The organism is Arhodomonas sp. KWT (assembly GCF_010993615.1).
The window spans coordinates 1-11,982 of record NZ_WNXE01000086.1 but is presented as its reverse complement, the minus strand read 5'-3'; the positions used below and the strand labels follow the sequence as shown (position 1 = coordinate 11,982).

The window sequence follows — 11,982 nt, the reverse complement described above, 5'->3', positions numbered from 1 at the left end:
GGTGTGTCCGGCGTGCCGTGCCGGCCCATTCGCCGGTGGTCGAGCGCTTTCTGCGGGCGCTGGATGCCGCGCTCGATGCCGAGAACGGGGTCGCCGCCACTGCCTGAGGCAGCACCGGGGCGACACCGCGTTCCTGCGGTGTCGTTACAGTGCCGGTGATTCGGCCTTCAGGGCCGCCCACATGTCGTCGAATCTCGGGTCGTGCTCGCCCGTGGACGCATACAGGCAGATGTTCAGCCGGGGAGTATGGAGTGATTCGTGCAGCGCCACCAGTGAGCCGTCCTGGATCTCACGCTCGATGAGGTGGTAGGGCAGCCACGCTATGCCCAGCCCGGATAGCGTCATTTCCTTGATCCCCATGGTGAAGGCGGACTCGCAGACGGTCTCCACCGTGTGGTCGCGAACGAGCTCGGCAAGGCACTGATTGCGTACCACCCGCCCCAGGAAGCTCTCCTCCGGGTAGCTGAGAAGCCGGATTGTGCGGGACTCCACCGGATCGAAGCTCGGCCGGCCGCTGGGGTCCCTGGCCGCGACGGGGATCAGCTGTTCCATGCCCACCGGGATCCGCTCCATCTTCCCCGCGGTGTAGCCGCTCAGCGGTTCACCCTCCAGCTCGAAGCACATCAGCATGTCCGCCTCGCCGCGGCTGAGCTGGAGGATGCAGTCCTCGAGGTTACCCGTCCGGACCCGGAACGCCGTGCCTTCGTGGCGGTCGCGCAGCTGCCGGAGAAGCCGGGGCAGGTGGCTCACCATCAGCGTGTGCTGCGTGGTGAGGCCGACGCGGTGTTCCGCCACGGCGTCGGCGCGCATCCGGCTTCTTACCTCGTAGACCTCGTTGACCAGGCCCCGCAGCGCCGGTTCGAAGCGGGCCGCCGTGTCCGTCAGTTCGAGCCGGTGAGCGCGACGGTTGACCAGCTCCACGCCGAGCCAGTCCTCGAACATCTGGATCCTCCGGGAAAAGGCGGGCTGGGTGACGTTTCTCAGGCTCGCCGCCCGGGAGAACGTGCCCGTGTCGACGAGGGCGAGGAAGTCCTCGAGCCAGGTCACCTTCATTGCGGTCCTCCGGCAATCGACCGTATGTCGTGACGATAATGCAAAAAATTTATAGAGGGCAACCAACCCGGCATTGGTCATGAGCGGGAGGAGCGGCTAGTTTCTGAAAAAACACCACATACCAGCGGGCGCAGCGGTCGGCCGTGACAGCTCCCTGGTGTGATCACGAGTAGAGCATAGAAGTTATGCATAATCTGGTGAGACTGGAAGTCCGCATGCACCTGTCGCGCTTCAACCGCCTGCGCTTTGCGCATCTGCCGACGCCGCTGGAACCGATGCCGCGGCTCAGCGAGTACCTCGGTGGGCCGACCCTGTGGATCAAGCGCGATGACTGCACCGGGCTGTCCACGGGGGGCAACAAGACCCGCAAGCTCGAGTTTCTCATGGCGGATGCCATGGGACGCGGTGCCGACACCGTGATTACGCAGGGCGCGACCCAGTCCAACCACGCGCGGCAGACCGCCGCCGCGGCGGCCCGGCTCGGTATGGAATGCCATATCCTGCTGGAGGACCGCACCGGCAGTACCGACCCGGCCTACAACTACAACGGCAACGTCTTTCTCGATCAGCTCCATGGCGCGAGCCTCGCCATGCGCCCGGGCGGCGCCGACATGAACGCCGAGATGGAGGCGCTCGCCGGGCGTCTGCGCGAGGATGGCCGTAATCCCTATATCATTCCGGGCGGCGGGTCGAACGAGATCGGGGCCCTCGGCTACGTCAACGCCGGCCTGGAGCTGCTCACGCAGGCGAACGACCGGGCCCTGCGCATCGACCACCTCGTGCACGCCACCGGCAGCGCCGGTACCCAGGCAGGACTGGTCACCGGACTCGCGGGCTCCAACGCGGGCATTCCGGTCCTCGGTGTCGGCGTTCGCACCCCGCGCGAGAAACAGGAGGAGAACGTCCACGCGCTCGCGCAGCGTACCGCCGATTTCATCGGGGTGGGCCACGCCGTCTCGCGCGAGGACGTGATTGCCAACTGCGATTACGTCGGCGAGGGCTATGGCGTGCCCACCGACGGCATGGTGGAGGCGGTGCGCCTGCTCGCCCGCCTGGAGGGCGTCCTTCTGGATCCGGTGTACTCCGGCAAGGGGATGGCCGGGCTGATCGACCTGGTCCGTCGCGGCCACTTCAAGCCGGAGGAGAATGTGGTCTTTGTGCATACCGGCGGCAGTGCGGCGCTGTTCGGTTACCCCGATACCTTCGGCTTCCCGGACTATCGGGGCCCGGACCGCGATCCGACCGATTCTGACAACTAAGGCGTCAACGAATTTATCGATAAAACCGGGGCGAACGTCCGAGCGACATTCACTGGCATCCCCCGGAGACGTAGGAGGAAGAGAAAATGAAACTGGACAGAAACGGGTTGAGAACCATGACCTGTGCCCTGGTCGGGGCCCTGGCGTTTTCCGTTGGTAGCGTGTCCGCGAAGGAGACCGTCACCGTCGGCTACCAGCTTAACTATCAGCCGTGGAAGGCGGCCATCGCCGACCACGAATTCGAGAAGGCCACGGGCTACGACATCGACTGGCATCAGTTCGATTCCGGCTCGCAGGTTATCTCCGCGGTTGCTTCCGGATCCGTGGACGTCGCGATGGCCGGCTCCAGCCCCATCGCCTCCGCCATCTCCCACGGTGTGGACCTGAAGCTCTTCTACATCGTCGAGGGAATCGGTGAGAGCGAGGCGCTGGTCGTCCGCAAGTCTGCCGGTATCGAGGACCCGGAGGACCTGAAGGGGAAGACGCTGGGCGTGCCCTTCGTCTCCACGAGCCATTACGACATGATGTTCGCGCTCCAGAACTGGGGTATCGAGGAGGGCGATCTTCGGCTTCTCAACATGCAGCCGAGCCAGGCCGCTGCCGCCTGGGCACGTGGTGACATCGACGGCGCGTTCGTCTGGAACCCCGCCCTGCAGCGAATGCTGCGTAACGGTGGCAAGGTGATGATCACCTCCGGCGACCTCTGCGAGCTGGGCAAGTGCACGTTCAACGGCTACACGGTTCGGCCCGAGTTCGCGGACGGCCACCCGGATTTCATGACCGCCTTCGTCGGCGTGCTCGACAAGTACACCATGATGTACCGGGAGCATCCGGACAAGTGGACGGAGGATTCCGACCTGGTGAAGAAGGTGGTCAGCATCACCGGTGGCCAGGCGAGCGACGTACCCACGGTACTCGGGCAGTACGTCTTCCCGTCACTGGATGAGCAGGCCTCCGAGCGGTGGCTTGGCGGCGGAGCCGACTCCGGTGCGGCCTTCTCTCTGAAGGACACCGCAAAATTCCTCGAGGGGCTTGGCAAGGTCGAACGCGTGCCGGAGCACCCCGAGGACTACGTGACGGACAAATGGGTCAAGGCTGCCATGGAGCAGTGAGGCGATACGGTCGCCGGGGTGGCTCGAGTCACCCCGGCGGCCGCGCCCTGTTCTCGGGGCACGCGACACGACGAGAGCCCCCGGATCCGCCCGACGCGTCACCAGGGACGCCTCCTAACCATTACGGGGCAGAGCAGGCCGCCGATCGGCCTGCCTGGTGGCCCGCCCGGACGCACCCAACCCGGCACTGGAGCAGCGGTAGCCCATGCAGAGGGATATCACCTCCGATCCCCTCGCCGAAGGCGGGATAGAAGCCTTCGGCCGACGGCTCCGAAACGGGGAGACGACGGCAAGGGCCGTGGCGGAGGCCTATCTCGAGCGTATTCAGGCGCTCGATCCGATCCTGAATGCCTTCGTCTCGATTGCCCCGGACGAGGCCCTCGAGGCCGCGGATGCCCTCGATCGACTGCTCCGCAGCGGCACGGACCTTGGCCCGCTCATGGGGGTGCCCGTTGCGGTCAAGGACCTGTTCGCCGTGGACGGTCATCCGCCGGCGCGGGCCGGCTCGTGCATCGACGTCTCCGACTGCATCGGGGCCGAAGGCAGCTTCGTCCGGCAGCTGCGGCGCGCGGGCTGCATCATCCTGGGCAAGACCCGCACGATCGAGTTCGCGGCGGGTGCACACAACCTGACCCATCCTGCCCCCTGGAACCCCATCGACGGCGGACGGCAACTCACTCCCGGCGGCTCGAGTAACGGCTCCGCGGTGGCCGTGGGCGCCGGGCTATGCGCGGTCGCGGTGGGTACGGATACCGGCGGCTCGGTTCGGCTGCCGGCGGCGTTCTGCGGCGTCTTCGGGTTGAAGCCATCACGCGACGTCTGGGCCCGGGACGGGATCTTCCCGCTCTGCCCGAGTATGGACTGCGTCGGCCTGCTGACGGCGCGGGCCCGTGATGCCGCGATCGCCTTTGCCGCCCTCGGTGGTCGCCGCGCGGACGGCCGTCCCGATCTCGCGGGCGTACGGTTAGGCGTCCCGGGGCCCGATTGCCTTGCCGGTCCCAACCCGTCTGTCGCCCGCCGATATGAGGAGGCGTTGCGGGAGCTGGAAAGCCGGGGTGCGAGGCTCCGGGAGATCCACTGGCCGTCGAGCGTGGATCGCCGCGAGGTCGACGAAATCTTCGCACAGCTCGTGCCGACGGACCTCCTCGCGACACTCGGCCGCCGCCGAGTGGCCGAAAACAGGCAGCTGATCGACCCGGTCGCCATCAGTCGTCTGGACGGTGCCGAGTACCTGTCGGCGGCGGACTATGCCCGCATGCAGCGGCGTCTGCAGACGCTCGCCGGGGCGGCAAGCGCCCGCCTGGCGGGCGTGGATGCCTTTGTGACACCGACGTCTCCGATTCAGCCGGTGCCGGTGGAGGAGGTGGGTGACCTCGCGGCGGCGAACGCGTTCATCGCCCGGAGCCTGGAGCACACCCGGCCGGGCAACGTCTTCGCCCATTGTGCCGCGACCGTACCCCTCCGGGGACGCGACGGCATCGGTCTGCAGATCAGCCGCCCCGCCGGCGAGGACGCCGAGCTGCTGTCCACGGCGACCGCTATTGAGGCCGCCCTGGGCGGGACCCGACGACGCGATCCCCGGCCATTCGATTGATCCCCCGCGGTCAACCCTGCGGACGGCGAGGGCTAGGCCGGCAAGCCGGTCACTGCCGCTATCGAATGCCGGACGTCGAGGCCGGGGGATTCGAAGAACGCCACACGTAGATCAAGGAGTCCCGCGCCATGGGCTCGAACGCCCGCCCATGGCCGGCTCCCTCGCCGGGGCCGGGCCGCCCCCTACGTGCTGACCGGCAGGCGCACCATCAGCCGGACCGGGTATAAGCGCGCATCCTGCCCCTCGCATTGTCGACCCGTTGCCGCCCCGGGTCGAAACCCGCTGCCTTGGAGCCAGTGTGCGCCATAACGGGCGCCGGAAAACCCGCCATTCGGGCCCGGTTCATCGTCCTCCTCTCCGGCGGCAGGCCGCCCACGTGACGGCGATGCAAAAACCGCATACACGGTAAGGAACTCGGCATTGGTCACGCTTTTTGCACGGCGCTACCGTTTCCCAAGTCGCTCACGTGCAAAGGGAGTTGGCCGGTTTTCCAGAAGCCATGTCGACCCCGGCACGAATCGAGCATTAAAGATATGCATAACTTGAGGCTGGAGGTTCGCATGCACCTGTCACGGTTCCCTCGACTGCACTTTGCCCATCTGCCGACGCCGCTGGAGCCGATGAAGCGGCTGAGCGATTACCTCGGTGGTCCGAATCTGTGGATCAAGCGGGATGACTGCACGGGCCTGTCCACTGGCGGCAACAAGACGCGCAAGCTGGAGTTTTTGATGGCCGACGCGCTGGAGCGCGGGGCGGACACGGTGATCACGCAGGGGGCGACCCAGTCGAACCATGCCCGGCAGACGGCGGCGATTGCCGCGAAGCTGGGGCTGGACTGCCATATCCTGCTGGAGGATCGCACCGGCAGCACGGAGCCGGCGTACAACTACAACGGCAACGTCTTCCTGGACCAGCTCCACGGGGCGAGCCTGGCCATGCGCCCCGGCGGCGCGGACATGAACGCGGAGATGGACACGTTGGCGGAACGACTGCGCGGCGATGGCCGGCGCCCGTACATCATTCCCGGCGGTGGCTCCAACGAGACCGGCGCACTGGGTTACGTGAACGCGGCCCTGGAGCTGCTCACCCAGGCGAACGACCGCGGGCTGCGGGTCGACCGGGTGGTGCACGCCACGGGCAGTGCCGGGACGCAGGCGGGCCTGGTCACGGGGCTCAGCGGTTCGAATAGCGGCATCCCGGTGCTGGGTATCGGGGTGCGGGCCCCGCGGGAGAAGCAGGAGGAGAACGTCTTCGCGCTCGCGCAGCGCACCGCCGGGCATCTCGGTATCGGCGACGCGGTGGCGCGCGAGGACGTGATGGCGAACTGCGACTACGTGGGCGAGGGCTACGGCATTCCCACCGATGGGATGGTGGAGGCGGTCGACCTGCTCGGGCGCCTGGAGGGGATCCTGCTGGATCCGGTCTACTCGGGCAAGGGCATGGCCGGCCTGATCGACCTGGTCCGCCGTGGTCACTTCGAGCCTGACGAGAACGTGGTCTTCGTGCATACCGGCGGCAGCGCCGCGCTGTTCGGTTATCCCGATACCTTCGGATTCCGGGACTACCGGGCCTGATTCCGGGCGCTGCGAAACCCCTGACACGAAGATGCCGGTACGGAGGAGAGAGGCATGGAGTACATAAAGCGCGCCGCGGCAAAGGCCGGGGTCGAGGCCGAGGACGAGCGCGTCACCGATGCCGTGCGCGGCATGCTCGAGGACATCCGCGAGCGCGGCGAGGACGCCGTGCGCGACTACGCCCGGAAGTTCGACGGCTGGGAGGGGGACTTCGTCCTCGCGCCCGAGAAGAAGCAGGCGCTGATCGACGAGGTCCCCGAGGGCGTCAAGGCGGACATCCGATTCGCCCACACCCAGGTCCGGCGTTTCGCCGAGGCGCAGCGCGACAGCCTCACCGAATTCGAGCTGGAGACGGAGCCAGGGGTATGGCTCGGCCAGCGCGTGATGCCGGTTCAGTGCGCCGGCTGCTACATCCCCGGCGGCCGCTATGCCCATGCCGCCTCCGCGATCATGAGCGTGGCCACGGCGAAGGCCGCCGGCGTGCCCTTCGTGGTCGCCTGCTCGCCGCCGCGGGGCGAGGGCATCAACCCCGCCGTGGCCTACGCCATGGACCTGGCCGGGGCCAATGTCATCCTGGAGATGGGCGGCGTGCACGCCATGGCGAGCATGGCCTACGGCCTGTTCACCGGCCGCGAGGCGGACATCCTGGTGGGGCCGGGGAACGCCTATGTCGCCGAGGCCAAGCGCCTGCTGTTCGGGCGGGTTGGAATCGATGTCTTTGCCGGGCCCACGGAGTCGGCGGTGATCGCCGACGACAGCGCCGACCCAATGACGATCGCGGTGGACCTGGTGTCCCAGGCCGAGCACGGGTCGAATTCGCCCGTGTGGCTGTTCACGACATCCGAGTCGGTGGCCCGGCGGGTGCTGGAGCTGGTCCCCGAACTCGCGGACGACATGCCCGACCCCGACGTCGTGCACTCGGCCTGGCGGGACCACGGCGAGATCGTCCTGTGCCAGACCCGCGAGGAGGTGGTGGAGGTCAGTGACCGGTATGCCTCCGAGCACCTGCAGGTCCTGGCCGAGGACCTGGAGTGGTGGAAGCACAACCTCAGCAACTACGGGTCGCTGTTCCTCGGCGAGGGCAGCACCGTCACCCACGGTGACAAGTGCTCCGGGACCAACCACATCCTGCCCACCAAGCGCGCGGGTCGCTACAGCGGCGGGCTCAACGTTCACAAGTTCATGAAGGTCCTCACCTACCAGCAGATCAGCCCGGAGGCCAACCGGACCTTCAGCGCCGTGGGGTCGCGGATTTCCCGCGTCGAGGGCATGGAGGGGCATGCCAGGGCCTGCGACTGGCGGCTGCAGAAGTACTTCCCGGACCAGAACTGGGACTTCGTCATTCACCGGCACACCCAGCGCTGAGCCTTCGAGCCGGGAGCGTTACGTGAAGACCTTTTCCAAGTCCTTTACCCAGCAGGAACCGATCTCCGAGGAGGCGATCGAGCAGGCCGTCTCGGTGCTGCGTTCGGGTCGCCTTCACCGCTACAACACGGCCCCCGGGGAGCCCGGCGAGGCCGCGCTGCTGGAGCGCGAGTTCGCCGATTACATCGGTCTGCCGTACTGCCTTGCCTGCGCCTCCGGCGGTTACGCCCTGCACGTGGCGCTCTGCAGCCTGGGCCTCGACCCGGGTGAGCCGGTCCTCTCCAACGCCTTTACCCTCTCGCCCGTCCCGGGCGCGATACACAACGCCGGCGCCCGTGCGGTCCTCGTGGAGACCAACGAGGACTACACGGTCGATCTCCAGGACCTTCGCCGCGCCGCGGAGGAATCCGGCGCACGGGTCTTTCTCCTGTCCCACATGCGCGGGCACATTGCCGACATGGACGCCATCGCCGCGTTCTGCGACGAGCGCGGGATCACCCTGGTGGAGGATTGCGCCCACACGATGGGTGCCCGGTGGCGCGGGCGCATGAGCGGCACGTTCGGCACGGTCGCCTGCTTCAGCACCCAGACGTACAAGCACCTCAATTCCGGCGAAGGGGGGCTGTTGGTCACGGGCGACGCGGAGGTCATGCGGCGCGCGGTCCTGCTGTCCGGGTCGTACATGTTCTACGACCGGCACCTCGCCGCGCCCCCGCCGGAGACCTTTTCCGAGGTCCGCCTGGATACCCCGAATTACAGCGGGCGGATGGACAACCTGCGGGCGGCCGTTCTCAGGCCGCAGCTCCGCGAGCTCGACGAGCGCTGCCGTCGCTGGAACCACCTCTACGCTGCCCTCGAGCGGGGGCTGCGCGGGATCCCCGGGGTTCGGCTTCCGACCCGCCCGGCACACGAGGCGTATGTGGGCAGCTCCATTCAGTTCTCGCTGCCGGAGCTCGACGCGGAGGCGATCCGCTCGTTCTGCGACGCCGCCGCGCAGCGGGGCGTTCCCGTCAAGTGGTTCGGGGATCCAGAACCCAAAGGCTACACCAGCCGCTACGACAGCTGGCGCTATCTGGCCGGCACGCGGTCCCTGCCGCGGACCGCGACGATCCTGGCCACCCTCTGCGATATCCGCATTCCGCTGACGTTCACGGAGGCGGACTGCGAGAGCATCGCGGAGATCCTGGCCGAAGCACTGGATGTCGCGGTGCGCGGTTAGTCACGGAACCGTGCTCGATCGTGAGCACCAAGATCGGAGGAGAGATGAGAAACACAAGCGCAGAACCAGTCCCGGCGGGCATCGTGCCCGGCCGTTGCGCCGACGCCTGGCGACGGGGCCGGGGTCCCGCGCCGAGGGCGGCCGAAGCCGGTTTCCGGAGGTGCGTATGACCATGGACATCAACAACGTGAGTCTGGTCTTCCCGGGGAGCACGCCCGGCGAAGAGGTTCACGCGTTGGACGACATCAATTTCCGTATCGACAACGACGACTTCGTGGTCGCCCTGGGGGCCTCGGGCTGTGGCAAGACCAGCCTGCTGAATCTGCTCGCGGGGTTCATCCAACCCAGCGAAGGGCAGGTACTGCTCAACGGCAAGCCGGTCGAGGGGCCGGGTCCCGACCGCGGCGTGGTGTTCCAGAAGCATGCCCTGATGCCCTGGCTCAATGTCATCAAGAACGTCGCCTTCGGCCTCAAGCTGCAGGGCGTGTCGAAGAACGAGCGGCTGCAGATCGCCGAGCGCAACCTCGACCTCGTCGGCCTCGGGGAGTTCAAGGAACACGCCATCTATCAGCTCTCCGGCGGCATGCAGCAGCGCGTCGGTATCGCGCGGGCGCTCACCAGCGATCCGTCGATGTTCCTGATGGACGAGCCACTCGGTGCCCTCGATCAGCTCACGCGCGAGACGTTGCAGGAGCTGATCCTGGATGTCTGGCGTGGCACCGGGAAGATGGTGTTCTTCATCACGCACAGCGTGGAGGAGGCCCTGTTCATGGCGACCAAGCTGATCGTGATGTCGCCACGCCCGGGACGCATTACGCATACCTACAAGCTCGATTTCCAGGAGCGTTTCATGGAATGCCGCGACGCGCGTGCGGTGAAGTCGAGCCGGGATTTCATCGACATGCGTGAAGAGGTTCTGGACATCATCACCAGCGACGAAAACGCCGGGGCCGAAACGCCCCCATCGAGGGAGGCCGCCAATGCGTAACGCAGTTGCCGAACACGACATCGGTCACCGGGAATCCGGCGGCCTCATGGCCCTGTTGAAGAACCATTTCGGCGCGGGCCCGGCCAAACCCGGCGATTCGTTCGGGGCGCCCGGCCAGGGCAAGAGCGCGGCGATCAGTGTGGCCACGGTGGTGACCCTGCTCGCCCTGTGGACGCTGGTGACCAATCTGGGCCTGATTCAACCGCTGTTCCTGCCGACGCCGCAGGCCGTCATCCACAAGTTCTACGAGGTGGCCGTCAGTGGCTTCGGCGGCGGAACGCTGCTCGAGCACACGCTGGCAAGCATGTCGCGGGTATTCGGCGCCTTTGCCGTGGCCGTGGTTACCGCCATACCGATCGGCGTGATGATGGGCGTCAACCGGGTGATGCGCGGCATCTTCGATCCGCCCGTGGAGTTCTACCGCCCCATTCCGCCACTGGCCTATCTGCCCCTGGCGATCATCTGGTTCGGCATCGGTGAGGAATCCAAGGTCATCCTCATATTCCTCTCCATGTTCGCGCCGATGTGCCTGAACGCCAGGGCGGGCGTGCGCTCGGTCTCCATCGAGCAGATCCACGCCGCCTACGCGATGGGCGCCAACCGCGGTCAGGTGATCATGCAGGTCATCCTCATGGGGGCCATGCCCGAGATTATCACCGGCATGCGCATCGGTATCGGCTTCGGCTGGACGACGCTCGTCGCGGCCGAAATGGTCGCGGCGAAGCAGGGCCTTGGTTACATGGTGCTCAACGCCTCGGAGTTCCTGGTCACGGACGTGGTGTTCATGGGCATTATCGTGATCGGCCTGATCGCGCTGGGCTTCGACATCATGATGCGCTTTCTGGAGCGCTGGCTGGTGCCCTGGAAAGGCAAGGTGTAGCCGTGAACCGCCGGTGTTCCGGCGGTTTCACACCAACGCGAGGCAACGAGAGACAGCAGCCATGAGTGAGCCAGTCGTCGGCGTGATCGGGGGGATGGGCCCCGAAGCGACCGTGGAGCTGATGCAGCGGGTCATCGACGCCACCCCGGCGGCCGACGACGCCGATCACATCCACATGCTCGTGGACAACAACCCCAAGGTGCCCTCGCGTATCAAGGCGCTGATCGAGGGTGCCGGCGAGGATCCGGGGCCCACGATCGCCGGCATGGCACGGTCGCTGGAGGGGTGTGGGGCCGATTTCCTGGTGATCCCCTGCAATACCGCGCACCACTACTGGGGCGACGCCGCCGCGGCGGTGTCCGTGCCGGTCTGGAACCTCGTGGATCTGACCCTCGCGACGGTCACCGCGAAGACCGGCACGCCGGCACGGGTGGGGATGCTGGCCTCGCCCGCGCTGCGCAAGGTCGCACTCTACGAGCAGTATGCGCAGCGCCACGGTGTCTCCCTGGTGTATCCGGGTGACGAGGGGGGCCTGCTGGAGGTCATTCGTGCAGTAAAGGCCGACCGGGTCACGTCCCGGGAGGTGGCGCTGCTCGCCGCCGCCGCACGGGAGCTTGCCGAAGGGGGTGCGGACGCGCTGGTGCTCGGCTGCACCGAGTTCTCCCTGATCGCCGATCGGTTCGCTGCGCCGGTGCCCGCCTTTGACACCCTTCAGGTGCTCGCGGAGCGAATCGTCGCCTACGTGAAGCATGGCGTATCGCCGGGTGACCGTGGCGTTCCGGCCGGCGTGCCGGTGACGACGGGCTGGTAACACCGCCCGGGAATCGCCCCGTCATTCCCCGCAGTCGGAGGCGTCGGCGGCTACAGGTTGATGCAGACCACGCCGGCGAGGATCGCCGCGCCGCCGACCATGAAGTTCATGCTCAGCGGTTCGCCGA

10 protein-coding genes are annotated in these 11,982 nt (G+C 67.1%); 9 read left to right on the top strand and 1 reads right to left on the bottom strand.

Annotated features, from left to right (window positions below; genetic code table 11):
- Nucleotides 1-144: 144 nt before the first annotated feature.
- A complete protein-coding gene (locus G7A99_RS12500) occupies nt 145-1,053 on the bottom strand; it encodes a LysR family transcriptional regulator (protein WP_163140595.1) in 909 nt (302 codons plus the stop codon).
- Between the two features lie 197 nt (nt 1,054-1,250).
- Here G7A99_RS12500 and G7A99_RS12495 point away from each other — a divergent pair, with 197 nt between their 5' ends.
- The 9 genes from G7A99_RS12495 to G7A99_RS12455 all read left to right on the top strand — a co-directional run bounded on the left by G7A99_RS12495 (nt 1,251) and on the right by G7A99_RS12455 (nt 11,855).
- Nucleotides 1,251-2,312, top strand: a complete 1,062-nt coding sequence (locus G7A99_RS12495; protein WP_240466269.1) for a D-cysteine desulfhydrase — start codon at nt 1,251-1,253, stop codon at nt 2,310-2,312.
- A gap of 86 nt (nt 2,313-2,398) precedes the next feature.
- Entirely contained in the window at nt 2,399-3,424 is a 1,026-nt protein-coding gene (gene tauA, locus G7A99_RS12490; RefSeq protein WP_163140593.1) for a taurine ABC transporter substrate-binding protein, read from the top strand.
- Nucleotides 3,425-3,629: 205 nt separating this feature from the next.
- Nucleotides 3,630-5,018 carry an amidase gene (locus G7A99_RS12485; RefSeq protein WP_163140591.1) on the top strand — a complete coding sequence of 463 codons (1,389 nt, stop codon included), beginning with the start codon at nt 3,630-3,632 and terminating at the stop codon, nt 5,016-5,018.
- A 560-nt stretch (nt 5,019-5,578) separates the two neighbouring features.
- On the top strand, nt 5,579-6,592 hold the full coding sequence (locus tag G7A99_RS12480; protein WP_163140589.1) for a D-cysteine desulfhydrase: 1,014 nt from the start codon (nt 5,579-5,581) through the stop codon (nt 6,590-6,592).
- A 54-nt stretch (nt 6,593-6,646) separates the two neighbouring features.
- Nucleotides 6,647-7,957, top strand: a complete 1,311-nt coding sequence (gene hisD / locus G7A99_RS12475) for a histidinol dehydrogenase (RefSeq protein ID WP_163140587.1) — start codon at nt 6,647-6,649, stop codon at nt 7,955-7,957.
- Nucleotides 7,958-7,979: 22 nt separating this feature from the next.
- Nucleotides 7,980-9,176, top strand: a complete 1,197-nt coding sequence (locus tag G7A99_RS12470; RefSeq protein WP_205599838.1) for a DegT/DnrJ/EryC1/StrS aminotransferase family protein — start codon at nt 7,980-7,982, stop codon at nt 9,174-9,176.
- 166 nt (nt 9,177-9,342) lie between these two features.
- A complete protein-coding gene (locus G7A99_RS12465; RefSeq protein ID WP_163140597.1) occupies nt 9,343-10,164 on the top strand; it encodes a taurine ABC transporter ATP-binding protein in 822 nt (273 codons plus the stop codon).
- Nucleotides 10,157-11,044, top strand: a complete 888-nt coding sequence (locus G7A99_RS12460) for an ABC transporter permease subunit (RefSeq protein ID WP_163140583.1) — start codon at nt 10,157-10,159, stop codon at nt 11,042-11,044. Before G7A99_RS12465 ends, G7A99_RS12460 begins: the two co-directional genes overlap by 8 nt.
- Nucleotides 11,045-11,105: 61 nt before the next feature.
- Nucleotides 11,106-11,855 carry an aspartate/glutamate racemase family protein gene (locus tag G7A99_RS12455; protein ID WP_163140581.1) on the top strand — a complete coding sequence of 250 codons (750 nt, stop codon included), beginning with the start codon at nt 11,106-11,108 and terminating at the stop codon, nt 11,853-11,855.
- Nucleotides 11,856-11,982 lie beyond the last annotated feature (127 nt).

Coding starts and splice junctions, on each gene's coding strand:
- G7A99_RS12460 (WP_163140583.1), top strand. CDS start 10,157: ATGCGTAACGCAGTTGCCGAACACGACATCGGTCACCGGGAATCCGGC.
- tauA (WP_163140593.1), top strand. CDS start 2,399: ATGAAACTGGACAGAAACGGGTTGAGAACCATGACCTGTGCCCTGGTC.
- G7A99_RS12465 (WP_163140597.1), top strand. CDS start 9,343: ATGACCATGGACATCAACAACGTGAGTCTGGTCTTCCCGGGGAGCACG.
- G7A99_RS12480 (WP_163140589.1), top strand. CDS start 5,579: ATGCACCTGTCACGGTTCCCTCGACTGCACTTTGCCCATCTGCCGACG.
- G7A99_RS12500 (WP_163140595.1), bottom strand. CDS start 1,053: ATGAAGGTGACCTGGCTCGAGGACTTCCTCGCCCTCGTCGACACGGGC.
- G7A99_RS12485 (WP_163140591.1), top strand. CDS start 3,630: ATGCAGAGGGATATCACCTCCGATCCCCTCGCCGAAGGCGGGATAGAA.
- hisD (WP_163140587.1), top strand. CDS start 6,647: ATGGAGTACATAAAGCGCGCCGCGGCAAAGGCCGGGGTCGAGGCCGAG.
- G7A99_RS12455 (WP_163140581.1), top strand. CDS start 11,106: ATGAGTGAGCCAGTCGTCGGCGTGATCGGGGGGATGGGCCCCGAAGCG.